This is a genomic window from Nostoc sp. 'Peltigera membranacea cyanobiont' 232 (genome assembly GCF_002245985.1).
Classification (GTDB): Bacteria; Cyanobacteriota; Cyanobacteriia; order Cyanobacteriales; family Nostocaceae; genus Nostoc.
In genome coordinates this window covers 1-24,077 of sequence record NZ_NOLK01000126.1, presented here as the reverse complement: position 1 = coordinate 24,077, position 24,077 = coordinate 1, and the positions used below count along the sequence as shown (strand labels likewise).

The 24,077-nt window shown below is 41.8% G+C and carries 26 protein-coding genes and 5 pseudogenes; 17 read left to right on the top strand and 14 right to left on the bottom strand.

The window, feature by feature from the left end:
• The 3 pseudogenes from CDG79_RS41470 to CDG79_RS45605 all read left to right on the top strand — a co-directional run.
• Positions 1-144 (top strand): annotated as a pseudogene (locus tag CDG79_RS41470) (Uma2 family endonuclease); the annotation flags it as partial.
• A 282-nt stretch (positions 145-426) separates the two neighbouring features.
• Positions 427-4,089, top strand: a pseudogene (locus tag CDG79_RS29740) (DEAD/DEAH box helicase); the annotation flags it as partial.
• A gap of 119 nt (positions 4,090-4,208) precedes the next feature.
• Positions 4,209-4,355 (top strand): annotated as a pseudogene (locus tag CDG79_RS45605) (AIPR family protein); the annotation flags it as partial.
• Between the two features lie 132 nt (positions 4,356-4,487).
• On the opposite strand, the gene CDG79_RS29735 reads toward CDG79_RS45605, so the two are convergent.
• Together CDG79_RS29735 and CDG79_RS29730 are read right to left on the bottom strand one after the other, a co-directional pair.
• Complete coding sequence (locus CDG79_RS29735; protein ID WP_094345336.1) at positions 4,488-4,739, bottom strand: hypothetical protein; 252 nt, start codon at positions 4,737-4,739, stop codon at positions 4,488-4,490.
• Positions 4,740-4,896: 157 nt separating this feature from the next.
• The gene (locus tag CDG79_RS29730; RefSeq protein ID WP_094345335.1) at positions 4,897-5,844 is read right to left on the bottom strand and encodes an RpoD/SigA family RNA polymerase sigma factor; all 948 of its coding nucleotides are present in this window, start codon (positions 5,842-5,844) and stop codon (positions 4,897-4,899) included.
• 370 nt (positions 5,845-6,214) lie between these two features.
• Between CDG79_RS29730 and CDG79_RS29725 the strand changes: the two genes are divergently transcribed.
• The 3 genes from CDG79_RS29725 to CDG79_RS45010 all read left to right on the top strand — a co-directional run bounded on the left by CDG79_RS29725 (position 6,215) and on the right by CDG79_RS45010 (position 11,347).
• Positions 6,215-6,661: a hypothetical protein gene (locus CDG79_RS29725; protein ID WP_094345334.1), complete on the top strand. Its 447-nt coding sequence runs from the start codon at positions 6,215-6,217 to the stop codon at positions 6,659-6,661.
• A gap of 74 nt (positions 6,662-6,735) precedes the next feature.
• Positions 6,736-11,094: a strawberry notch family protein gene (locus CDG79_RS29720; protein WP_223278393.1), complete on the top strand. Its 4,359-nt coding sequence runs from the start codon at positions 6,736-6,738 to the stop codon at positions 11,092-11,094.
• A 118-nt stretch (positions 11,095-11,212) separates the two neighbouring features.
• Complete coding sequence (locus tag CDG79_RS45010; protein ID WP_262985847.1) at positions 11,213-11,347, top strand: hypothetical protein; 135 nt, start codon at positions 11,213-11,215, stop codon at positions 11,345-11,347.
• Positions 11,348-11,650: 303 nt separating this feature from the next.
• Here the strand turns inward: CDG79_RS45010 and CDG79_RS29710 are convergent, their stop codons facing one another.
• Together CDG79_RS29710 and CDG79_RS44155 are read right to left on the bottom strand one after the other, a co-directional pair.
• Positions 11,651-11,842 carry a hypothetical protein gene (locus tag CDG79_RS29710; RefSeq protein ID WP_094345332.1) on the bottom strand — a complete coding sequence of 64 codons (192 nt, stop codon included), beginning with the start codon at positions 11,840-11,842 and terminating at the stop codon, positions 11,651-11,653.
• Positions 11,843-12,276: 434 nt separating this feature from the next.
• Positions 12,277-12,525: a hypothetical protein gene (locus CDG79_RS44155; protein ID WP_223278392.1), complete on the bottom strand. Its 249-nt coding sequence runs from the start codon at positions 12,523-12,525 to the stop codon at positions 12,277-12,279.
• Between the two features lie 417 nt (positions 12,526-12,942).
• Here CDG79_RS44155 and CDG79_RS42890 point away from each other — a divergent pair, with 417 nt between their 5' ends.
• Positions 12,943-13,323, top strand: a complete 381-nt coding sequence (locus CDG79_RS42890; RefSeq protein ID WP_189525180.1) for a hypothetical protein — start codon at positions 12,943-12,945, stop codon at positions 13,321-13,323.
• On the opposite strand, the gene CDG79_RS29690 is transcribed toward CDG79_RS42890, so the two are convergent.
• The 3 genes from CDG79_RS29690 to CDG79_RS29680 form a co-directional block, all read right to left on the bottom strand.
• Entirely contained in the window at positions 13,274-13,834 is a 561-nt protein-coding gene (locus CDG79_RS29690) for a GNAT family N-acetyltransferase (protein ID WP_094345331.1), read from the bottom strand. The two genes, CDG79_RS42890 and CDG79_RS29690, sit on opposite strands and share 50 nt — an antisense overlap.
• Before the next feature lie 189 nt (positions 13,835-14,023).
• Positions 14,024-14,224: a hypothetical protein gene (locus CDG79_RS29685; RefSeq protein WP_189525179.1), complete on the bottom strand. Its 201-nt coding sequence runs from the start codon at positions 14,222-14,224 to the stop codon at positions 14,024-14,026.
• Positions 14,225-14,290: 66 nt separating this feature from the next.
• Positions 14,291-14,686 (bottom strand): nuclear transport factor 2 family protein, encoded by a 396-nt coding sequence (locus CDG79_RS29680; protein WP_094345330.1) that lies wholly within the window; start codon positions 14,684-14,686, stop codon positions 14,291-14,293.
• 734 nt (positions 14,687-15,420) lie between these two features.
• On the opposite strand from CDG79_RS29680, the gene CDG79_RS29675 reads away from it, so the two are divergent.
• Positions 15,421-15,792, top strand: a complete 372-nt coding sequence (locus tag CDG79_RS29675) for a hypothetical protein (protein ID WP_094345329.1) — start codon at positions 15,421-15,423, stop codon at positions 15,790-15,792.
• A 46-nt stretch (positions 15,793-15,838) separates the two neighbouring features.
• A pseudogene (locus CDG79_RS29670) lies at positions 15,839-16,132 on the top strand (IS701 family transposase); the annotation flags it as partial.
• A 156-nt stretch (positions 16,133-16,288) separates the two neighbouring features.
• On the opposite strand, the gene CDG79_RS29665 reads toward CDG79_RS29670, so the two are convergent.
• The gene (locus CDG79_RS29665) at positions 16,289-16,753 is read right to left on the bottom strand and encodes a hypothetical protein (protein ID WP_223278390.1); all 465 of its coding nucleotides are present in this window, start codon (positions 16,751-16,753) and stop codon (positions 16,289-16,291) included.
• Positions 16,754-17,472: 719 nt separating this feature from the next.
• Here CDG79_RS29665 and CDG79_RS29660 point away from each other — a divergent pair.
• Positions 17,473-17,760, top strand: a pseudogene (locus CDG79_RS29660) (hypothetical protein); the annotation flags it as partial.
• Here the strand turns inward: CDG79_RS29660 and CDG79_RS44150 are convergent.
• Positions 17,755-18,354, bottom strand: coding sequence for a thermonuclease family protein (locus CDG79_RS44150; RefSeq protein WP_262985848.1), 600 nt, complete (start codon positions 18,352-18,354; stop codon positions 17,755-17,757). The pseudogene CDG79_RS29660 and the gene CDG79_RS44150 sit on opposite strands and share 6 nt — an antisense overlap.
• Positions 18,355-18,460: 106 nt before the next feature.
• On the bottom strand, positions 18,461-18,856 hold the full coding sequence (locus tag CDG79_RS29650; RefSeq protein WP_223278394.1) for a hypothetical protein: 396 nt from the start codon (positions 18,854-18,856) through the stop codon (positions 18,461-18,463).
• 215 nt (positions 18,857-19,071) lie between these two features.
• Between CDG79_RS29650 and CDG79_RS29640 the strand changes: the two genes are divergently transcribed.
• The 5 genes from CDG79_RS29640 to CDG79_RS29620 all read left to right on the top strand — a co-directional run bounded on the left by CDG79_RS29640 (position 19,072) and on the right by CDG79_RS29620 (position 21,878).
• Positions 19,072-19,311: a hypothetical protein gene (locus tag CDG79_RS29640; RefSeq protein WP_094345327.1), complete on the top strand. Its 240-nt coding sequence runs from the start codon at positions 19,072-19,074 to the stop codon at positions 19,309-19,311.
• Between the two features lie 203 nt (positions 19,312-19,514).
• Entirely contained in the window at positions 19,515-20,204 is a 690-nt protein-coding gene (locus CDG79_RS29635) for a serine/threonine-protein kinase (RefSeq protein WP_094345326.1), read from the top strand.
• A gap of 38 nt (positions 20,205-20,242) precedes the next feature.
• Positions 20,243-20,704 carry a DUF2252 family protein gene (locus CDG79_RS29630; RefSeq protein ID WP_223278388.1) on the top strand — a complete coding sequence of 154 codons (462 nt, stop codon included), beginning with the start codon at positions 20,243-20,245 and terminating at the stop codon, positions 20,702-20,704.
• Positions 20,705-21,143: 439 nt separating this feature from the next.
• Positions 21,144-21,650: a hypothetical protein gene (locus CDG79_RS29625; protein ID WP_094345325.1), complete on the top strand. Its 507-nt coding sequence runs from the start codon at positions 21,144-21,146 to the stop codon at positions 21,648-21,650.
• Between the two features lie 18 nt (positions 21,651-21,668).
• Positions 21,669-21,878: a hypothetical protein gene (locus tag CDG79_RS29620; protein WP_094345324.1), complete on the top strand. Its 210-nt coding sequence runs from the start codon at positions 21,669-21,671 to the stop codon at positions 21,876-21,878.
• Positions 21,879-21,952: 74 nt separating this feature from the next.
• Here the strand turns inward: CDG79_RS29620 and CDG79_RS29615 are convergent, their stop codons facing one another.
• Together CDG79_RS29615 and CDG79_RS29610 are read right to left on the bottom strand one after the other, a co-directional pair.
• Entirely contained in the window at positions 21,953-22,276 is a 324-nt protein-coding gene (locus CDG79_RS29615; RefSeq protein WP_094345323.1) for a hypothetical protein, read from the bottom strand.
• A gap of 76 nt (positions 22,277-22,352) precedes the next feature.
• The gene (locus CDG79_RS29610) at positions 22,353-22,532 is read right to left on the bottom strand and encodes a hypothetical protein (protein ID WP_094345322.1); all 180 of its coding nucleotides are present in this window, start codon (positions 22,530-22,532) and stop codon (positions 22,353-22,355) included.
• Between the two features lie 99 nt (positions 22,533-22,631).
• On the opposite strand from CDG79_RS29610, the gene CDG79_RS29605 reads away from it, so the two are divergent.
• Positions 22,632-22,811 carry a hypothetical protein gene (locus tag CDG79_RS29605; protein WP_094345321.1) on the top strand — a complete coding sequence of 60 codons (180 nt, stop codon included), beginning with the start codon at positions 22,632-22,634 and terminating at the stop codon, positions 22,809-22,811.
• Between the two features lie 74 nt (positions 22,812-22,885).
• Here CDG79_RS29605 and CDG79_RS29600 read toward each other — a convergent pair whose 3' ends face one another.
• Complete coding sequence (locus tag CDG79_RS29600) at positions 22,886-23,347, bottom strand: hypothetical protein (RefSeq protein ID WP_094345320.1); 462 nt, start codon at positions 23,345-23,347, stop codon at positions 22,886-22,888.
• 135 nt (positions 23,348-23,482) lie between these two features.
• Here CDG79_RS29600 and CDG79_RS42885 point away from each other — a divergent pair, with 135 nt between their 5' ends.
• The gene (locus CDG79_RS42885; RefSeq protein WP_094345319.1) at positions 23,483-23,698 is read left to right on the top strand and encodes a hypothetical protein; all 216 of its coding nucleotides are present in this window, start codon (positions 23,483-23,485) and stop codon (positions 23,696-23,698) included.
• Between the two features lie 35 nt (positions 23,699-23,733).
• On the opposite strand, the gene CDG79_RS29590 is transcribed toward CDG79_RS42885, so the two are convergent.
• The gene (locus CDG79_RS29590; RefSeq protein WP_223278387.1) at positions 23,734-23,922 is read right to left on the bottom strand and encodes a hypothetical protein; all 189 of its coding nucleotides are present in this window, start codon (positions 23,920-23,922) and stop codon (positions 23,734-23,736) included.
• Positions 23,923-24,077: the final 155 nt, after the last annotated feature.

Below are 24,077 nucleotides of genomic sequence, written 5' to 3'. Positions count from 1 at the left end.
AGCCAACCCTATCAAAATGCTCAAGGTGAATTCAATTATCTCAGCAAGCAGATATCTTTACCACATCAGTCAGTAGCGATTCCTGGATTTGAAGATGTTTTATTAGACTTGAATCGGGTATTTCCCACGGTTGTAAATGCCTAGAAATACGCAATTTCTCATTTCGCACCCAACAGTAGAAACGTTACAATGCAGCGTCTCTTAAGATCAAGCACAGAAGACCAACGAGAATCAGGATTGCTTTCATACAACGAGTTAATTATTGCATTGTTGTACTAAGAATCAAGTTTACTTTTGCTGTCTCCATACAAGGTTGTACTCCCTTTCAACAGCCGCTAGCAGCTTTTGCCTGCAAGGATGACAGATACGGTTTAGTTTGTTTCCCCAACCCCTGCAACAGCCAATCCACAGAGGAGTCACGGCTGCCCATTTGATGCAGATTGGTTGAGTACCTTACCACAAGGATTATATGAAAGTAGCATATCTAGCATCCTTCTCAATTCAGCATTAAAATTGTCTGCATCTGAAGATGCCTTTACACTGTTAGAAGAAGAATGTTCTTCAACTGGAAGACATTGCTCAGATTATCTGCACCTGATTTTCACAGAACAAATGTTGCTTCGAGGTTGTACCGAAGAAGCACAAGAAAGTTTGGAGCGGATATCGGATGAATATCAAGATAACGCCGCCGTCTTTTGGGGTTGGTTAAGTTTTCTCCGGGGGGATAATGAGCAAGCAATTACTTATTATACAGATGCCCTGAAAAAGCTGAAAAAAGCGACAGGCAAACGCCAAATATATTTCAATACAATGGGGGGCTTATTTTTCATCCTCGCACTGTTAAAAGATGGTTCAGCACAACGCCTCAAAGAAGCAGAAGAGTATACCAGTTTGATATCTCGTCAAGGAGATCATTGGCTCAGGTTTATTTATGACAGACTGAAAACAGTGCTGCAAGTACACCAGGGTGATATTACTCAAAAACAATTTGTACTTAGCGCCCATATCTCTTCAGTAGAAGAAGAAAATAGCTTACAAACATTGTTTTGTTCCCTATGCCTTTACTGGATGGATGCTGAGGGTGCGAAAAAACGCTTACCTAATTTATTAGAGCCATTATATCGGCGATCGCTTACATCTGGTTATCACTGGTTAGCAATGGAAAGTGCAGAACTCCTATCCAGGCTCAAACCTAGTAGTAACTACAAAAAAGAAGCAGAGGCACTGCGAGAAGATAGCAACTTTCATTCCATCGTAGACTTAATTCGACCCCAAGAAGCTTGGGAAATGTGCCTCAATGCCCTGGCAAACCTCCAAAAACAGCCACAAACACCAGGAAAACCAGAATCCGAACTGCGTTTAGCATGGTTCATAACCTTCTATCCCAGCAGATGTGTCTTGCAACCAAAGGAACAGAAAATTAATGCTAAAGGCGAGTGGAGTAAAGGTCGCCCCATCGCCCTCAAGCGTCTCAACAGTGGATTATCTGAGTTTGATTACATCACATCTCAAGATATGCGGGTATGTAGTTGTATTGAGGTATATAGCGAGGGCTATTATGGCAAAGTTGATTATACCTTCGGTGAAAAAGCCATCTCTGCTTTAATTGGACACCCATTGGTTTTTTGGGAAGATACACGTAATATTCGTGTAGAAATCGTCAAGGGAGAACCGGAATTACTAGTTAAAAAAGAGAAACTTGGTCGTCTCACCTTGGAATTTTCTCCCAAATTACCAGAATCACAGAATATTCTGCATATCAAAGAAACCCCAACCCGCATCAAAGTCATTGAAATTACTGTCGAACACAGACGCATCGCAGAGATTATAGGTAAGGATAATAAATTAAACGTGCCTGCGATCGCTGAAAAACAAGTTTTAGCAGCTATAAATGCCGTCTCTGGCATCGTCACCGTACATTCTGACATTGGTGGCGGCTCAGAAGGAGCAAAAGAAGTACCCGCCCAGACTCTGCCCCATATTCACCTTTTACCTGCCAATGCCGGCTTGAAAATCAGCCTTTTGTCGCGCCCCTTTGCCCAAGGTGGTCCCTACTACCGTCCTGGTACAGGTGGTGAAACTGTAATTGCCGAGATTGACGGGAAACGTCTGCAAACCAGACGAAATCTACCTGAAGAGAAACAGCTTGCTAAAGCTGCCATCAAAGCCTGTCCCACGTTGACACGAACTGAAGAACAAGATGGTGAATGGGTTATAGCTGACCCAGAAGCCTGTTTAGAATTGCTGCTAGAACTGCAAGCACTGGAAAGTAGCGTAGTCATAGAATGGCCACAAGGAGAAAAACTGCGTGTTAGCCACAATGCCGACTTGAAAGACTTTAATTTATCAATTCAACGTCAGCAAGACTGGTTTGCAGCAACTGGGGAGTTGAAATTGAATAACGACCTAGTGCTGGATATGCAGCAACTACTAGAACTATTAGAGAAAACCCCCAGCCGTTTTATCCCCCTTGGTGATGGTCAATTTTTGGCTTTAACTCAAGCTTTTCGGAAACGCCTCGACGAATTGCGGATGTTTTCGGAAAAGCATAGTTCATGTATTCGTTTTCACCCCTTAGCAACATTAGGGTTAGAGGATTTTGTTGATGAGGTAGGTAAGGTAAAAGCAGATAAACACTGGAAAACACATAGAGAGCGTCTCCAGGAGTTGAAAAACCTCCAGCCGGAACTGCCATCTACGCTTCAAGCAGAACTACGTGACTACCAGATGGAGGGTTTTTGTTGGCTGGCGCGTCTGGCACATTGGGGTGTGGGTGCTTGTTTGGCAGACCAAATGGGACTCGGTAAGACCGTGCAGGCATTGGCTGTGATCCTCAGAAACGCCCATGAGGGGCCAACCCTAATTATTGCGCCGACTTCCGTGTGCATGAATTGGGTGAGTGAAGCGCAGAAGTTTGCCCCAACCCTGAATATTATTCAATTTTCTGGTGCTAACCGCCAAAAATTATTGGATGGTTTACAACCTTTGGATATGTTGGTATGCAGTTATGGTTTATTACAACAGGAAGAAGTAGCACAAATGCTTTCTGGTGTACAGTGGCAAACGATTGTCCTGGATGAAGCCCAGGCGATTAAAAATATGACCACTAAACGTTCTCAGGCAGCGATGAACCTAAAATCTAATTTTAAGTTGCTGACTACTGGGACTCCGATTGAGAATCACCTGGGTGAGTTGTGGAATTTATTCCGTTTTATTAATCCTGGGTTATTGGGTTCTTTTGAAAGCTTCAATCAACGCTTTGCTACCCCCATTGAAAAATATCAAGATAAACTTGCACGTAATAAACTCAAAAAACTGATTCAACCATTTCTGTTGCGGTGGACAAAAAATCAAGTATTAGAAGAGTTGCCATCTCGTACCGAAATTCTGTTGCATGTGGAATTGAGTCGGGAGGAAAAAGCATTCTATGAAGCGTTGCGCCGCCAGGCAATATCTAAACTTACCGAAACTGATGCCGAAGCAGGAAAGAAACATTTGCAAGTTTTGGCTGAGATAATGAAACTGCGTCGCGCTTGCTGTAATCCCAGCCTCGTTATGCCTGATACTAAATTACCTAGTTCCAAGTTACAACTTTTTGGCGAGGTGCTGGGTGAACTGCTGGAAAATCGTCATAAGGCGTTGGTGTTTAGTCAATTTGTTGACCATTTGCACATTATTAGGGATTATCTAGGCCAGCAAGGTATTAATTATCAATATCTAGATGGTAGTACTTCAGTGGCAGAGCGGAAAAAACGGGTGGATGCATTTCAAGCTGGTTCAGGAGATGTATTTCTGATTAGTCTCAAGGCGGGGGGTACAGGACTGAATCTAACTGCGGCTGATTATGTGATTCATACAGACCCTTGGTGGAATCCCGCAGTGGAAGACCAAGCCTCAGACCGCGCCCATCGCATTGGGCAACAACGCCCAGTTACTATTTATCGTCTAGTAGCAAAGGATACTATTGAAGAAAAGATTGTGCAATTGCACCACCACAAGCGAGATTTGGCAGACAGCTTATTGGAAGGTGCTGATATTAGTGGCAAGATTTCGACGGAAGCCTTGTTACAGTTGATTAGTGAAGGATAAGCTGTCCTGCTTATATAATTTTAGATTTTTAATTTCCTGATAGCACAAGTTCAAGATTAACTCAACTCTAATCAACTATGCCCAAGACTTGGAACTTAAAGGTAGAGTAGATAGCTATAGGGAATACAGTAGGTACGAAAATCAGCCGGAACCAAGAAATTTGAGAAAGCTTGTACATTTCGGCGCAAAGTTATTTGAATCAGCACTTGGTAAAAATGGTTAGCTCCGGTAATCAGCGGGAAAAATTGACGCTGACATCGGCTTAAAACCAGTAAGCTGGAGAGAAATCATATTACTTGTTCAGGCTTCTTACTTGGACAAATGTTTGTGTAGAGAGCGTTGGAGGTTTACTAAAAAAGAGTCTGCGATCTGCGATCGCCTTACCTTGAGACGACAACTCACCCACCAATACCTTTGCCACTCAAGTAGTTCATCGCTCTGGGTTTCCTCTTGCCTATAGGGACTACTTTCGATTGCTTGGGAGGTTGAGGAGGGCGGCATTTCTCGCAATATAGAGGTCTAACCCCAAAGGTTTCTCTTTGTGTGGGTTGTTCGCACTGCTTACATACGAAGTTGAAAACGCGAGTGTGAATTTCCCGTTTGTGCGCTCTGACGGTGTACTCTCGGACATCGATTGTTTTGCTGGACATTGATTAGTTTTTTAAGTTGCTATTTATAAATATAGTTTCTTGTTTTTGACTAATAGTATAGCCAGAGCATCATCTTCATGATTAAAACAAGGATAATTGCCCTGGGGAAATATTACCTTTACGTCCGCGATGATGGTAGAGGTGGAAATCATTCTAATTAATTAAGATATTCCTTAATATCACTTTTTTGACGGCGAAGAATAGAGAGTGCTTTATGTTCAAGCTGGCGAATTCTTTCTCGGCTTAAGTTAAGGCGTTCTCCAATTTGAGTTAGGCTCAGTTGATGGTCATTTTCTAGCCCGAAACGTAGAGTTAGTACTTCTCGTTGTATTGGAGCTAAGGACGCTAGCAACTCTTTAATATTCTGGCGCATCAGTGAAGAATTTAATTCTTCCAAAGGGGAAACATTTTCGTCAGCTAAAAGTTCACTTAATTCCGTATCTTTCTCGTTGCCTACTCGCATTTCTAGAGAAACTAGCTTTCGATCTGCTTGGATATATTCTCGAACCTGCTCTGGTCTTACCTTCAGGGATTCAGCAATTTCTACCACAGTTGGGTTCCGACCCAAGGACTGGGATAATTCACGCTGTATTTTCTTTATTTTGTTGAGTCTTTCGTTGATATGAATGGGCAAACGAATAGTACGAGATTGCTGTGCAATGGCACGTGTGATTGATTGTGTTACCCACCAGTAAGCATAAGTTGAGAGTTTGTAACCTTGATTCGGATCAAATTTTTCAACACCACGGTATAAACCGAGTGTACCTTCCTGGATCAGATCAAGAAATTCTAAGTTTCGGTTCTGGTACTTTTTAGCGATCGCCACCACCAGCCGTAGGTTAGCAGTCACCATTTTCTGCTTTGCTCGTTCCCCTTGATGAAGAATTGACTCCACTTCAGCTTCGGTTTGCCCAAGCGAGGTAGCTAATTCTCTTGCAGTTGGTTGTCGGTTAAGTTCAAGTGAGATCGCTTGCCGTTGCTGCTCAATCGCCATCATCTGCTGCACAAGCCTAGCATTTGTAATTTCTTGCTCAGGAGTTAGCAGAGGGTAGCGTCCGATTTCTTTAAGGTAGGAGCGAACTAGGTCGGTAGTTGGGCTGGGCATACTTTCAATTATTTGTGACGACTACTTTTCTTTTTCGTTTGAATAGAATTTTTTATCTCAAGAATTAGCTTACAAATCAAATCTTAACCATAGACTTAAGCCAATGTTTATCTTTGTCAAATAAATTTATAACTATAATACTTGAAACCTTTAAATAGGTAAATACTAAAAGCTGCTTTATTTTATAAGCAAGCTTTAAATTAGTGGAGAAATTTGACTGAGTTAAATCAGAGAGGCGCTACGCTAAATTTTGAGTGAAATCCTCTCTTGAAGAGAGGATGTGTTCAAATTCGCTTCACATTTGAACAAGGCTTAAAAACGCTTTGCGTAAATCAATTGAAAAATCCAAATACTTAGTTGAGGAATAATCATGGATATGCAATCTCTACTCACTTTGGCAATCGTAGCTATCTTTTGGGCATTTGTTACTCTCGTCATCTTCCAGTTCATTAACGGACTATTTGTATCGGCTGCTTACGCTAGTAATGTGGTTTCGGTTAGCAATGGAAATATAGCCGCTTCTACAATCCCATCAGTATCAGAAGTAATCACACCACAAGCGATGACTTTTGAAAAGTTGCCAGATCCTTGGACACTAGAGGATGAAGCTGTTCATCGTACCAGTAACGAAGCAGTTATTCTCTCATTCCCTACATTGAGATTACTGCCTCCAGTTAAAGAGATTTCATCACAACCAAAACGTACTACTCGTTCCAATAAAGCTAACAATTCTGCCAACAAGTCACCGAAAAATAAAAAGGCTGATGTAAATTCTTCAGGCAAGCGCAAGCCAGGTAGACCGCGTAAAACTGCTTAATTCGCTTTTTAATTCTCGTCCGATCGCCGAATAATAAATATCTGAAGGTTCAAAAGTTTAAATGAGGCAAGTAATTGCCTCATTTATTATTAATAATAGAAAGGCTTCGCCATAGCAAAACTGAAAAAGTAATATTGTGGGTGATGCAATGGTACAGCAACTTTTCACTCAAGGTTCTTTATTCGATTTGCTCTCCAGTAATCGATTATGGGCAATCAGTTATTAATGTTGCCCAAGAGCTTGTAAAAGTTTTAATAGATAATCGCCCTCTCTCTACAAAAACTGTTTCTTCCCAGATGAATCGCTACTTTCTAGGCACTGCCGCGTCTGGTGCATGGCAGTGGAAAGATGCTTACGAAGCTGTGGAAGTGGCGCAAATTTTATATCTGCGTCAAAAAGGTTATAAACTTTTATTAGAGTCGCCGCTAACAGTATTATTGGAATTGCAGAAGTTAGTAGCCCTTTGCCCAACGCAAACACGGCGCAGTGAAGAGTCAGTAAAGCTTCAGCAGTTCTCCACCCCTCTGCCGCTTGCTTATCTGGTAGCCAAAGCAGGATTTATACAAGCTACTGATTTGGTGCTGGAGCCATCTGCCGGAACTGGTTTGTTAGCACAAATGGCTAAACTGTACAGTGCAAGTCTGATGCTCAACGAGCTTGCACCCGATAGATCGAAGATTCTGCGACGGTTATTCCCTGGCACGCCATTATTTGGGATCAACGCCGAACAAATCAACGATTATTTAGCTGGCAAGACTCAGCCCTCAGTTGTGCTGATGAATCCACCTTTCTGTGCATCTCCCAAAATCAACAGTCGCAACCCCGACGCAACAAAAAGGCACATCAACTCAGCATTGCAAAGGCTATGCGATCGCGGACGGCTGGTGACAATCTCCGCTAACTGGTTCTCACCAAACAATCACACTTGGCGAGATACCTTTATCAAAATGCAGTATAAGGCAACAGTAGTGCTTTCGGTCGGTATCAACGGCAAAGTCTACAGCAAACACGGAACTCACATTGATACCCGCTTAACGGTCATCGACAAAACTCCGGCGACTGATGCAACAGACATCGCTTGTATTAACGATACTGTTGAACTTGACGAACTTGCAACGCTGATTGAGCAACTGCCACCGCGACCAGTTTGGGAAGCAACTACGTCAAATGCTCAAGTTTCTGTTTCAAAAGGGGTTCGTTTAAGTCCCGTTAAGCCAAAATCTCAATCAGCATCAGTTACTCAAACATTATCCCAATTTCTTAATATCGTTCCTCTAGATTATGAGGTTATTGACTGGGCTGCTACTGAGGGCTTAAAGGATACCCTGTACGAAACATACCGCCCTCAAAGATTAAGAATCAAGGATGCTCTACCCCATCCGTCCTTGCTTTGCGAAAGTGCAGCACTAGCCTTAGTCTCTCCCCCGGCTCCCACATACAAACCCCACTTACCTCAGCACATCATCACCCAAGGATTGCTATCTGAAGCACAATTAGAAAGCGTGATCTACGCTGGTCTTGCCCACTCTGAGTTTCTATCAGGTTCTTACTTGGTAGACGATTCTTGGGATAATGTGACTGTCGTGGCAACTGGCGAAGATTATGCTGTGCGATTTCGTCGTGGCTGGTTCTTAGGCGATGGGACGGGTGCAGGAAAAGGAAGGCAGTGTGCAGGAATCATCCTCGACAATTGGTGTCAGGGGCGAAGAAAAGCAATCTGGGTATCCAAAAGTTCTGCCTTAATTGAAGATGCCCGTAGAGACTGGTGTGCGCTCGAAGGTAGTGAGAAAGATATCATTGACCTCAGTAATATCAAACTTGGCGACCCCATCCCTTTCACCCAAGGTATTCTGTTCTGCACGTACTCAACTCTACGCTCTCAAAAGAACGGCAAAAGTCGGCTCAAGCAAATTGTTGAGTGGGCAGGCATTGGCTTTGAGGGAGCGATCGCTTTCGACGAATGCCACAGTATGGGCAATGCAATGGCGCAAGAGGGTAAACTCGGTATGGTTGCAGCATCCCAGCAAGGCATTGTTGGGCTGCGGTTGCAAAACGCATTACCGCAGGCACGGGTTATCTACGTTTCTGCTACTGGAGCGACGAAGGTTTCTAACCTATCTTATGCAAATCGCCTGGGGCTTTGGCAGACTGGAGATTTCCCGTTTACCTCCCGTGAGGATTTTGTAGAATCCATTGAGGGCGGTGGTATTGCCGCGATGGAGGTTGTTGCTAGGGATTTGAAAGCATTGGGTCTGTATTTGACGCGATCGCTTTCCTTCGATGGTGTGGAGTATGAGATGTTAGAAATCGAACTTACTCCTACTCAGGAAAGGATTTACGATAATTACGCCGATGCCTTTCAAATTATTCATAATAACCTCCACAAAGCATTAGAAGCCTGTAACATCACTGGTGCTAAAACATATAACCGAGCAGCTAAAATGTCTGCGATGTCTCAATTTGAATCGCACAAGCAAAGGTTCTTTAACCATTTGCTCACGGGTATGAAGTGTCCCATGCTAATCAAAGCGATTGAGCAAGATTTAACTGCGGGTAATGCCGTTGTGATTCAAATCGTATCGACTAACGAGGAGTTACTTAAACGCCGACTAAATGAAGTTCCCGCAGAGGAATGGAAGGATTTAAACCTGGATTTAACACCAAGGGAGTATGTTCTTGACTACTTAGTAAGTGCCTTTCCCGTACATCTGCATGAGATTCACTCTGGCGTTGATGGAGACGAACGCTCCGAACCAGCCTTTGATGCCGATGGTTCACCGATTGTTTCATCTGAAGCTGTGGCTTTGAGAGATGCCTTAGTAGACAAACTCGCCAGCCTTGATCCAATTCCTGGTGCATTAGAACAACTGCTGTGGCATTTCGGTAACAAGCAAGTAGCTGAAGTGACTGGACGCAGCAAACGGGTATTGAAGGATGATTCTGGTCGCTTGTTTGTGGATTCGCGGGGTTCTGGGGCTAACATTGCGGAAACTAACGCATTCATGGCGGGAGATAAGCAAATACTCATCTTCTCTGATGCTGGTGGTACAGGCAGAAGTTATCACGCGGATTTGAACGCTGTAAATCGTAGAAGGCGATCGCACTATTTACTCGAAGCTGGTTGGCGTGCTGACAACGCAATTCAAGGCGTTGGGCGCACTCACCGTACCAACCAAGCTTCTGCACCAGTCTTCCGTCCTGTGACTACTAATGTGCGCGGTGAACGCCGATTCATCAGCACTATTGCTCGACGGCTGGATAGCTTAGGCGCACTCACCCGTGGTCAGAGACAAACTGGCGGTAACGGTATGTTTGATGCCAAAGACAATCTAGAATCGAACTATGCTGAATATGCTTTATACGAGTTGTTTAAGCAGATTTTTCAAGGTCGATTTTATGAAGTTCCTCTGGGGAAGTTTGAACAGATGACCGGACTCTCGCTCACTTCCACTGAAGGTGGAATGAAGATAGACCTCCCACCCTTGCGACAGTTCCTCAATCGCCTGCTGGCTTTGACAATCGGGATGCAAAATACGATTTTCGAGCGTTTCGAGCTGCTATTAAGTCAACAAATCGAGACTGCGATCGCTAATGGTGTGTTTGAAGTTGGAGTAGAAACACTTCGGGCTGATAGATTTAGTATCGAAAGGTGTGAATCAGTTTATACTCATCCTCAAACTGGTAGCGTGACCAATTACTTAAAGATTGAGCGTGTCCAAAAGAACAACATCAAAACGGCTGATCAAATGCTTGAGTTTGTTGTTAAGTATCAAGGGCAACTCATGAGCAATGAGAAATCCGGTAATGCGGCTGTGAGCATTCCTACGCACAGCTTCTTTGATGACCAAGGCGGGGTGATTCCAAGAGTTCTACTTGTTCGTCCACAGAAAGAAACGCGTGTCCCTGTCGATAAGTTGGAATCGTCCACTTGGAAGCAGGTTTCGGCTGATGCGTTTGTTGCAGCTTGGTCGAAGGAAGTTGACCAATTGCCCAAATTCACCACTGATTATATTTACCTTGTGACTGGGATATTGCTGCCAATATGGAAAATGCTACCCCAGAAGAACAATCGAGTATATCGGTTGCAGACCAGCGATGGCGAGAAAATTCTGGGTCGGGTGGTCAGTGCAGTAGATATTCAATCTGTGGCTGAACAACTCGGACTTAAGAGCAAGCTGTTAAGCCCACAGGAGTTAGTCTCTTTAGTGCTAAACGAAGGCTATTCCCAGCAGTTGCCGGGTGGTGTAACTTTACGGCGTTCTTATATTGCCGCAGAACCTCGTATAGAACTGGTTAATGCTATCTCACTGGCAGAGCGACTGGTAGCTATTGGATGTTTTACCGAGATCATCAACTGGAAAAAGCGGGTGTTCATTCCGGTTTCAGACAAAGCCCCAGCTATTCTAGCGGCTGTGATTGAAATCTTGGGGTAATTCCCAACCTCAAAGACCTAGACATTTAATCTGGGTCTTTTTTACTTTCAAAAAATTAATAATCACCTTGGCAAGCGCTCCGCGAGAAATTGATGAAATTTTTGTGGAGAAAGCAATCATGGCTAAGAAAGACTTTGCAGCCGCCCAAGCCGTTGAGTTGTACATCGGCAACTATCGGTTTGATGCTATTAGGATTGTTGAAACGAAAGAGTACCGGATGTCTCAAAATCACATACTTGAGGCAATAGGTTAAAAGCCCTGGATTTTACCAAGGCGTTTCTTAAAAAGTATCGGCAGCATTTTGATATACATTAGCAGCTAAAGCCACAGCACTCTTGTTGGAGAATTAAGCGATTAAGGAAGCGATGCCTACGGCGGGCTGCGCCTACGCGGTTAAGCTAGACAACTAGATTTTGGCTTAATTACTTTGGCTTTGCTGTAATGGTACAACTTTTTCCAAAACTGCAACAAGCAGAAAATACAGGCACAATGATTGCCCGAATTGTCATTATCTCCTAGCGAACGCTATTGCTTTGCAATACAACCAAAATTTTAATTAGACATCAATATTTATCTGTTCTATCTGTCTAGCAGCTTTATCCCAAAGCTTTGCAGAAGTCTCATCTTCCCAATGATTTCTGAGATTTTCTGCTTTTTTATGACTGATTCGTTCTAACATTTCTAGAACTGCGGCTAATGTTAATTGATCAACAATTGCCTCTAAAGACTCCATGTATTCTTTTGTCATAACTAACCTCTGGAATAACTTTTAATATTTTTCCTGATCTTACATATTTCAGATAGCTAATTTATATTATTACATTTAACAATTATATGATGATGGGGTCAATCGACTGGGAGGATTTTTAGGTGTTATGGGTCAAAGCCATCTCGATATGAGCGGTAAAGAAGCAGTGCTAGATTCTGGTGATTACCTTACCTCAGTACGCTTTGGGCAACGCATTGCAGAAGCAACTAAACGTTGGCTTAAGTAGTTTTTGACACTTGTATTAAGTTATAGAACCCAAAGTCTCTGACGAAAAATTCTTTTCAAGCCAAAGTTACATTTCTGGAGCTATCGCTTCTTGTGCGTGACTCTGGAGCAAGGATTTTGTTTGAGTCAGGTGCGTCAACACAAGCCAAACCGATGCTATCCGCTACCAAGTGCTGATTGTATACAATTTATTTGCAGTGTTTTTGGAGAAGAGATACGGCTAGTTCATAGCTATTAGGTTGAGTTTGTACTGCATAGGCTTCTCTTTCTAAATCTTGCCTGCGAACATCAGTGTAACGCCTAAAAAAAGGTCGAGCATAATTGCTAGGCTTAATATTTAGACCTAAAACTTTTATTTTCCCTTTTCCTGCACATACCTGTGCAGCATGAACAGCTTCATGAATTATAGTCTGAGTACCAATGTGTAACTCAAACACTACTGGATTGATCCAAATTTTTTTGTCAGCTTCTCTTAATAAACCATAAGCTCATCGCTTTGGTGGTAACTCAATTACTACTTCAAACCAAAACTTTTCTAATTGCTTTTTTAAATTGAGGAATTTCGATTCAGGATTAGATGTCTGAGATAGAAGAAACAGAGAATTTAATATTAAAAATTTATTCATAAAACTTTAAAGTTTTGAATGACAAGAAAAAGCTGATAAAATACCCCAAAGCTTAACATAATTTTGGCTGAAAATAAAATACATCAATTTGCGAATAATTACAAATTTATTCGCCATTAGAGCTAAAGTTTTATCCTTTGTTTATACATAAACTGTTAAAGAACCTGCTGAATGTTCGGTGCTGAAAAGAATTGTGGTTTCTTATATTGCAACAACAGATGTATCAACATGAAGCCATTGTGGAAAACTGCCATAATCTTAACTGCGATCGCTGGAGCTATCATCACCGCTATCTTGATTTTCCAAAAAACTAACCAGCCATCCATCGCACTCACCGAAGAATGGACAGCTACACAAGTGATAGATGGGGACAGCATCACAGTCCGCCAAACCGATGGCAGCCAAATCGAGGTTGAGCTTTGTGGAATTGATGCCCCCAAAGGTATTGGGTACTTGGGTACGCTCCATTATGGGCTGCACAACATCTTTGACTATTCTACCAGTCGGTACTTTACCACTCGCCTGCTGCACTGTCTGTTGCTGTTGTTAACGTTGTATTCTAGTGAGGGGTCGTACTTACTCGTGTTTGGCAATACTGAGTTAGTATAAACTGCTCCAAATCATGATACTGCCCTTTCCAAAATCCACGCTGTTTAAGTACACCCTGACTTTGAAATCCTAATTTGCACAGTAGCTTTTTTGATGCGGTATTATTCAACATGACTTGGGCAATCACAAACTGCAACTCACACTCAAAAAATCCAAATTGCAAAATTGCTTGCAATGCTTCTGTCATGATCCCTTGTCGCCAATAAGCGCTCTTGAGTTCATAACCTATTTCAGCAGAGTGTGCTTGTTTATCCCATGTTAAGCCACACGAACCAATTACGATGTTGTCAAGCTGACGTGCAATTCCCCATCGTATTCCCTGCCCAGTCTCAAATCGTTTTATCTGGCGGTCAATTAGCACAACTGCCTCCTCAATTTTGGTAAGGGTATCAAGGTTATGAAATCGAGTTACTTTTGGATCACAAAACACTGCCAAAACTGCCCCAGCATCCTCTGGTATTTCTTGGCGCAAAAACAGTCGTTGTGTTTCTAAAGTTGGAAAACAGTTCACTAAATTTTTTTACTTCATCCGAAAATTACTCATCACCTAGTCGCCAAAGTATAACCTCATCTCCTCGACCGCAGTCAAATACGGCCGCTTCAACTCCCCCAGGTACTTCAACATAGCACTTGGGGCATCTTCCAAGTTTTCGTTTTTACGTAACCTATGAATGCGATAAGCCTAACGGCATGGCTTCGCTTACCGCAAATTACCTGCATCTGCTGACACTCCTGGGGCAGGTAGTTGAATGACTTCCGTGCTGTAACCCAACTGCGTGTTCTCCATCCCAGACCTCACGGTGCAACTAAACTCGTTTACTGTACTGACAATTGCCCAACACCCACCCTTTCCCCTCAGTTCTGGGTTCTCTTTTGCAAGGATTTGACAGACTTCCCCCATGAAGTTACTAACCTCTCTTCATTGCAATCAGTAAAGCAACGGCTCGAATTGTAACTGCCTTCTCAATTACTCATTGGGAGTTCTCGTCTTTTGAATCATCTGTTGGATTGTTTCGGTTTCGCCAATTTCATAAAGACCGATCAAACCATCCTCAATAGTAAAAATTTGCTCAATTGTTGCATCCGCAAGCAAATTGCCTTGCAAATCTCTGACGATTTGATGAACGGTAACGACATTTCGATTATTTTCATCCGTCTCGAATTTTAAGGTTTCAAGCTGCACTTGAATAATCTTATATTGATTAGTCCAGTATTCGCGCACCGCGTCGCGTCCATAAACGAAACCGCCTTCCACCCCGTTCGCCCATTTCACGTCTGGGTGCATCACCGAGATGATTGTTTCAATCTCGCCTTTGTTGAAGGCTTCGTATAAATTTTGCAGAAACTGCTGATTTGAACTCATAATTGTTCACCATCCAATACGAATATCATTAAAACAAGAAAACAGCCTAACTATTTACCATACGAAAAATCAACAGAAAGTGCATCGAGATTGATGTTTTTGCTGAATCTCGCAACTTAGCTCGGTTTTAACAGTAGTGCTGGCTATCGGCAAGCCCTTCTGCTTTTTGATGGGGTTCAGACTCGACGGAACCCTTACGGATTCGGCAGTTCCTCTACTTGGAAAAACCCCTTTCTGCGGACTGCTTCACCGCCAAAACTCTGACCTCTTCACCGCTTTGCTCCCGACACTCTGCTCTTGTTCAGTCAGTTCAGGAACTTCAACAGGAGTTACCGTGACAGCATCAGAATCATGATTTCATCATCCCCAGCAATTGCAATATCTCCTTAACAACCGCTTTCTCTCGCTCCATCTGCTGAACACGATTCAGTAACCGCTTGGGAATGTACTTCGACGACTTGACCAAGCGATCCGCCCTCACTCCAAAATTCGTAGTGATATTATGCCTGTTGGTAATCTCTGCCGTTCTTGGTAATCATTCGCCAATGAATACTACCTCTACCTTCCCCTTTGTACCGTCGTATTTTACTAGGGTTTACTGCAATACTCAACAGCGATAATATCGATACAGTTGGGCGGTTGACGGTTTCAGCTTAACAATAGCGAGTAAACTACCTGCTGCGTCAATTACTTCAATTCGGGTGAGCGCATAGACATCTTTACTAGGAAACAATATGGCAGACCTTAGCGGTAATTGGTTAGGAACTTATTGGCAAGATGACATTCCTACTCGCTTTGAAGCAACCTTTGTTCAAAGTGGAAATACTTTTAGTGGTTCCATTTTGGATGACAACTATTTAGGAGAAGCTCAGGTCAATGGCGAGGTAATTGGGCGCACTGTCAGTTTTACTAAACGTTATTTAGTTACCTCACCTGTACCAGTTAGATATACAGGCATGGTTTCAGAAAATGAAGATTATATGCAAGGAGAGTGGAATATAGGTTTGCAGTATTCTGGTTTATGGTCAGCCCGACGCGGTGGAGAGAACCTAATTGTAGATTTACAAACTCGGCTTGAACAGCAAGCTTCATTGACGATGACTTAATCGCCCTGCCTACCAAGATGAGCTATTTTTAATTACTATTGCCAAGTTTAAGGAGTTGCATTCTATTCATTGGGGAATTGAATGTTATCATAGAGCCATCAAGCAAGTGTGTGGAATTGAACTATTCATGGTGAGGACATCTGAAGCAATTAAAACTCGCTTTTTTAGTGCTATCCGTGCCTTCACACAACTAGAATTAATGCGAACCGAAAAGTTAATTAAAAACTGGTATGAAGTCCAGAGGAATTTGTCTCTTCAGGTAGCTCGTGACTTCATACTAGAACATCTTGAACAAAGAGTGGGCTTGAATGCACATAGCCAAATTCCTGTCAATGCGTAAGTCCTGCCTGAATAAATCGACGATGATTCAACAGTTGAGACATACTTTTCTCCTTTTACACTTAGCGGACACTCATCGTCTGTGCTGGTAGACATATAATTTAATCAAATACAGACTTAAATTAAAATTGAAAAGTCTAAAAATAGACAATAAAATCTATGTAAGCGAATTTTCATCTAAAAGTGATTCAATCTGAGCAAGCAATTTTTCTAAAGCTTTTTGTTTCTTAGGATTTTCCCAAATAGGTGCTTTTTGTAATCTATTTGATACCTGTTTATAACGAGCCTTTAAAGAAATTGATTCTGAGTTAGTTGTGCGAGATGATTTGATTCGTTCATTAATCTGTACTAAAGATAAATTTTCTTTGATTGCGATTTCCATAAGTGCCATTCTTCCCAGATCATTCTTGACACGAGCAATAGCTGTTGCCTTAGTGTATTCAATTTTACCTTGACGTAGGATATCCAAGACATCCTTTGGTAACTTGAGTAATGGCAACCGACTACTAACAAATGATTCCCATGAAATTGTCCCTAGTGTATTAAAGATAGATTGAATAGTTTTTGATTCTTCACTACCCAAAACGTTTTGGGTAACTTTTCCTTTCGCTTCATTTTGCATCCGGTAGAGTAACGAAACTATATCATTGGTATCTTGATTTAGACGTAAGCTGATAAGTTGAAGTATACCTTCAGTTTCTTCTACAGAGTTTAAGTCTTCTCTAGCTAAATTTTCAATCAGCGATATCTGTAAAGCTTCTTGGTCGTTAAGTTCTTGAGAAAGCTGAACCTGTCAGCAAGTAGTAACCCACTCGTTACGTAGTCAGCAAGAAGTTAGAGTGAAAGACTGAATTGCTTTTCAACTGCCAGTGTTGAACTTACAAGTCCTCCCGACAATCTCAAGTCTTGCAATCTCTTGAAAAGTGACCAATTTATTGTAAGTAAATTCCAAGTGGATCGGGGTAGAGCTACATCTTGCGGGAAAGTAAATTGGTAATAAAAAGAATAAATCAAAGAGTCAACGATGATCTAATTTAATTTCTGCTGCATGATAAAAAGATTTCAAAAATTTCTCTTGGGGGCTATATAGGGGCTATATATACCCCAACAATAGTTCAAGACTTTGGTAAGATATTGACCCCTATATAGGGTATATATAGGTGCTAAATGGGGTATATTTGACTGAACAGCATTTTGTACCCCATTTAGCCCCCAAGGGGTTATGATAAGCTTTTGAGATTAGGCAAAAAAGGGGAAGTTATTTTATTCTTCTTTCTCTTGCTCTTCCAGATCACTTCAACAGATAGCTTTCACAAATCAAAGTGTATTACATTGAAGCCTATGTCAAACATTCACACGTTGCAAAAAATTTTTCCTGCGGGTTTCGATAACGGTTATGGAAGCCTCAAACTTTTAGTCGATGGCTTTGAAGTAGTTCGTGTGCCGAGCTATATAACTAATGCCGAGATGGAAGATGTACCAGGGCGTGTAGTTTTTAACGGTAGTGCTTATACTGTTGGAGAGTCTGCTTACCGCACAGGAAATTATTTTGACCGCAACACAGACAATAATGAAAATAAAGTCAATAATGCGTTGTTGACTTTATTGGGTGCATTGGCACATCTACCACTTTGCTTTCAGGAAGGGTGCATTTCCCACACAACAAGTAGCTTTCACCCCGACTAATACAGAAGATAATAAACTCTCTTCAAGGACTGCAACTTCATTTACAGAGGAGGAAGAAGATTCTGATGGAGAAACATTCAGCCTTGATTTTGATTTGTAACCGTCAAATGAAATTGGCAACGGTAAAGAAGGGGAATGGCACGCTTGTTTTGCGTAAATTCCTGGTCTTCCTGGATGAAAGGGTATAGGGTGTTGAATCGCCTGTGAAGTTGCCCGTTGAGCAGCTTTGTGGCGGAAGTCCCAAGGCATCACAGGATTAGCCTGACTCCAAAATGCTAAACGCTGTTGTTTGGCGGTGTTTTCACCTTGCAACAAGCTATCTTTAGACTCCCGACAGCCCTTGAGATACTGGCGATACACTACAGCCTGTCCCTCTTGCACCATATTGAGATTGACACTGCGATTATCAACAAACACCTCTGCAACCAAGCGTTTGTACTTATCAGTTTCTACAGCACGTAGGGTCATTCCTTGTCCCACTGGCAGCAATTGTTTGAGTCTTGTTGATGATTGCTGTCCCCAAGGGCTTTGCTTCATCTCTGGTGCATCAATGCAAGCGAGGCGAACAGTCACAGTTTTATTACCAGTCTTTATGCGTATCGGATACCGGATACCGGATACCGTTGGCGAATTCCCTAAGCAGCTAAACTGAACCGATTAGTTCAAAAATGAAACGATTGAGAACCTTCTGAGCAGTTTTATACCCAGTAGCTTGCTTACCTAACTTCAGTTGGGACAAAATGCGATCGCGTAAAATTTCAAGTTCTACAACCCTTGGCAACTCAACAGACTGTTTTGCTGCCTCATCAGACATCTGATAAGGCTCTAAATGCCGTGTAATACGCGGTTGAGGTTCGGTTTTTTGTTGAGTGGGAGCTAAAAATTCAGAGTCTTTCCGTGTAATACAAGGGCTAGCGTTATGCCTAACAATGTATTCTAAATAATCAGCACGGGTTAAGCCAAAACATTCAGGAGCTAGCAACATGAATCCATCGCGGATAACTGGCATAATTTTAACTGCGATCGCTGGAATTATCATCACCGCTATCTTGATTTTCCAAAGAACTAACCAGCCATCGATTGCGCTTACTGAAGAATGGATAGCTACCCAATACTAATCGGTTAAGCATTTTAAACTCAAAATCTGGTTTGGGGAAAAGGTTAAAGGGAAAGGGTTAAAGGTTTTTTCTTTCCCTTTTCCCCTTCCCCTTTTCCCCTTAACCAACAAGTATTGGATAGCTACCCAAGTGGCAGATGGGGACAGCATTACAGTTCATCTTTCCCGATGGAAGCCAAATCTCAGTTGAGCTTTGTGGTATTGATGCCCTTGAAGTGAAAAAGGGTAAAATCCCAGGTCAACCGTTGAGCGATCAAGCCAAAGAAAAGTCTGCCAAGGCATTAGCTCAAAGTTGCGGATGCCTGGGTTGCCAAGAAATAGCCAGTAGGGGGAGCAACGCGAAAAAGTCAGATCCTCGTGAAATAGGCTGTTCTTAAGTAGGGGAAGCAGGGGGAGTAAACAGAAAAATTTAGTAACTTCTGCTACCGTAATAGCCTGGAATACACTTATTTATTTGTCTCCACCTGCTCACTGTTAGAGCATTGCTCCCGCCAGTAAGTCATCTTTTTTTTTAGTGAGAGGGGCGTTTGTATGGGAATACTTTATATATATTAATTGCAACAAATAGAACTCTTATAGTATGAGCTACTGTACTAATATTGATTGCCTACGTCCGCAAAATTCTGAAATCTCTCGTTTTTGTAATAGTTGTGGTCAGGAATTGTTACTCAAACAGCGATATCGCCCACTCGCTGTCATTGGACGCGGTGGCTTTGGGATCACGTTTTTAGCTATTGATGAACATCTTCCAGAACAACCCAAATGTGCAATCAAACAGCTATGTTTTCAAGAGGAAAACACTGCTGTTTGGCACAAGGCAGTCAAATTATTTCACGAGGAAGCACTTCATCTTAATGAATTAGAACACTCTCAAATACCCAAATTACTAGCGCAATTTGAACAAAACAAAAAGTTTTATATCGTCGAAGAATTAGTAGATGGACAAACACTCGCCCAGGAATTGCAACAACAAGGTGTTTTTCAAGAACCGCAAATTTGGGAGATATTAAAAAGTTTATTACTCATACTCCAATTTGTCCATTCTAGACAAGTAATCCACCGAGATATTAAACCGGAAAATATTATGCGTCGTTCGGTTCGAGGAGACTTAGTTTTAATAGATTTTGGAGTTGCTAAACTCGCCACTAATACGAGGCAACTTCGTACAGGCACAATAGTAGGTAGTCCAGAATATATTGCTCCCGAACAAATGCGAGGAAAGGCATTACCAGCTAGCGATCTTTACAGTTTGGGTGTAACCTCAAATTAGGCTCTGGCACTGGTAGTCTTGGTAAGTATCGGTATTACTTGCTGATTGAGGGCCCAACTTCAGCAACCGATGATGACCGGATTTTGGAGATGAAGCAGGAAGCTTCTAGCGCTGTGGCGATCGCAGATCCAGGTTTGCTACCAAGTTCAGTCTATGGAAATCATCAAGGAGCGAGGGTAACAATCGCCACCAAAGCGATGCTCTCTAATACTGACCCGTTGGTTGGCTACACTACGGTCAGTGGTATCCCCTTTATGCTGCATGAAAAATCCCCTTACCAGGTGGACTTTGACTATACCTTACTAACCACTAAATCAAAATTCATAGATGCGATGGGATATGCAGGTAAGGTTGTTGCTAAGAACCATGCTATCTCCGATCAAGATTACGATGCTACCATTGTTTCAGAAAGCATTGACAAGCAAGTGACTGATATCACCAACGTATCACCAACGGTAACAAGGCTGTATTCAAAGATGAGATTGTTAACTTTGCTCTAGACTATGCAACTCAAGTCGAGTACGACTACACCAGTTTCGTGAACGCTTACAACAGTGGGGTGACACTCTACTAAACTGAACTGTTGATTGCAATTGTTGAATATGGGTGATAGTAATTACAGGAGTGCGATCGCTCCTATCCTCTAAGAATTTGGTGGGGCGATCGCAATCAAATTACTTTACCTAATACTGTCTCCAAACGACTGGTAAATTCCGATGAGCGATGTCTAGGACGGGCTGCGCCTACGCCTAAATAACAATCTAGATAAAAATAGCCTGTCCTAATCGATACCCGAAAATTCAAGCGAGGAAATTGAGTACAGCAGCTTCCCCACGCAGAAGCCCAAACCTAGTAAGCAGAAGGGTTGTTTGTACAAATACATTTGTACGCGAATCAACTGATGGAAAATTTATTCAAACACCCAAGGGAAAGCGAATAATGGCGGGTGTGGATGAGGCGATCGCACATCACAAAGCCCAAGGTTACACAATCATCGGAATCACTAATCAAGGTGGGTGTGACACTATTAATCGTAATACTGGCAAGCCACTTAAAAGTTTGGAGGATGCGATCGCTGAACAGCAATACACTCTTGAATTAATCCCTCAACTCGAATGTATTTATTTCTGCCCAGACATGAAGGGTTTAACCTGTTATCGCGTTGTTCGTCAGGGAGCCATTAAAATAATTAAAATTGAGGAAATTAAAGACATAAATTATTTGTTTCGCAAGTCAGGGGCGGGGATGATTTATAGGGCTGCGGGTGACTTTGAAATTGATTTAACTAAAAGTTGGATGATAGAGGATGAGAAGGCAGCGATCGCAGCCGGGGTAAATTTTTTCTGGGCTGACGTGTGGCGGATGAGATTTACACCTGGGATGTATGAAGTAAGGCAAGCTACGCCGCAGCAGATAGAATTTTTAGAAGGAATAAATTTAAATTAATATTTTTTAGAGGAAACAATGAAGAATTCAGAAATAATTAACGAGCTGATGGAAGCCGGAAAAGTCTTAAGTGTAATTGTTTCGAGAACTCCAGAAGGTAAAATATGGGCGGACTTTACAGTTCACTTTACCGAAGAACCTATTGAATGTTCAGAGTGTTTTAAATCAGTAGATGATGCTTTAGACTGGGTTGCACAAACAGCATTAAATTTATCAGAAAAAAGTTAGCTTAAATTCTTAGAGGATAAGGAACGTAGGCGATCGCTTTGGATGGGCGATCGCTTCTACAAAAACATATCAATTCAAGAGTGATAATTCGGTTCATCCTTGCCAATTCCTAATTCTCGTAACTTGAATTTAACATCTTCCCACTTATTACCACAGTAATAATATTGTTTCTCTAGTAAATTCGCTAAATAATATCCTATCTTTCCACCATTAATCCGAAATAATTCAACAACAACTTTCTTTTTAGTTGTACCAAACATAAACTCGATATCACCCTCACTTGGCAGATTGAGTGGGTTATAAAACGTTTTACCTTTGATAAAATACCAGCAAGATTTTTCCGGGGTAATATGACGCTGGACAATTCGGTATTCAATAGGATGAATTATTTTTTTCATAGAAACCTCTGTGCTGAGTTAAACTGTAATAAGAAAAGCCCCCAAGGGCTAGTTAGGGGCTATTTCAGGCTATGGATTAGCTTTCGTCTTCGTCGTCGATATCCAAGTCATCTACGATGTCTTGTTTATCAATCGGCTCTTTTTCTCCAGTTACTGGGTCGGTTTCAACCCAAGTATTTCTCTCGAAATTGAAGACTCGGAAGGCGGGCATTTCGCCCTCGCCTTTTCCGTTGCCTTTATGATCTGGATCTGTCAATTTACCTCCTTATGAGGGTGTAATATTTTATCCCTCATAGTTAAATTATATCATGATAAATATCATGATATATTAGGGTATAAATGAAAAAGTTAAGTTATGCCCAGGAAAAAATTAGATCGCAAAAAAGACTATATACAAATTGTAATAGAACCAGATGATAAAGCTGCTTTTGAAGCTTGGTGCATTGCCAACAACATCACGATGAGTGAAATTATCCGTAAGGAAATATCACCTTATGTTGTTAAAGGTAAAAAGCTTTTGTCAGAACAAAGTTAATCTTTGATTCTTAGAGGATGAGGAGCGATCGCTCTAGAAAGTCTCTGTCTGGTGTAAGCAGTATCGAGCAAATCTTAAATAAATTCCAGTTCATCTATAAAAACAAATTCGCACTCAATTGGTGAGAGCCAAACATGACAAATTGTGTTATCGTATACTTCGGCTTCAAGCGTAATGCCTGGTGTCAGATACTTCTTACCCACAAAATCAGAGTTTCTAAAGTAAAAATCTCCACCCACTAATAGTTTAGCTGGCTTCAATTTACCCTCATTTTTAGCTTGGTAATATGCAAGGTAAAGTTCTTCATTGGTGGGATGATGACGTACATACTTCATCACTGATTCCCAATTTTGGGGACTTAAACTTGATTTTAAACTGTCAGATAAATTTGTGTTTTCTTTCTTGTTCTGTTGTAGTTCCAATTTCATTTTTTGGAAATAGAACTCTAAAGCTGACTTAGTACTAATTTTATGAGTTTTAGCAATTGTCATGATATGAGCAACAATCTCTAAGTCTTTAATGGGGTCGGAGTCCATCTTTAGCAATCCTAATTGTCAGATTCTACATCAGTTGATACTTATATATTTACAATAAACAGGGCTGCACATTAACGCCTAATATCAAGAAACATGGGAGATAATCTACTGGGAAAGTAACTCCCCGTAATATCCTTGGAACCCAACCAGCTAGACCTATTTTCTGATTTACCCCTGACACCAGCACTTTTGACAGAGGGGCTGGTGATGAGCCAAGAGGCGCTGCTGAAGTGGAAAGCACAAATATTTGACTATCAGCAGAAAGTGAGAGAGAGCAAACCACCACAGCAGACGACATACATTATTCCCGCTCGCACCCTATATCTTCTAATTAGGGGGCTTTGGGTTTGATGAACTTGAGGGTCATGCGTAGGCGTAGCCCGTCGCTAGACATCGCTCTCCCCAATAGTGAGAAAGCGTTGCCTATCTTTTTGACCTTGACTCAAGGTTGGAGGTAGTGTCCAAACTCCGCCTGAATAATCTTTAGTATCTTTTGGGTTAGAGTTAATCTCTGATTTGCCCGCCAATTTGAAGCCAGCCTTCTCCACAGCAGCAATTACCCCATCTTCTGACATATAGCCAGTTTTAATACTCTCTTCTAAACAATACCATTGCCAATTTACGAGGGTTCAACGCCTGTAGAAACGGGATGAATGCGACCTAAAGCAGTAAGCTTGGCAAAAATCTGGTTTAATAAAATAGGCTCAGGGATTTCGGGAAGCATTTTTAA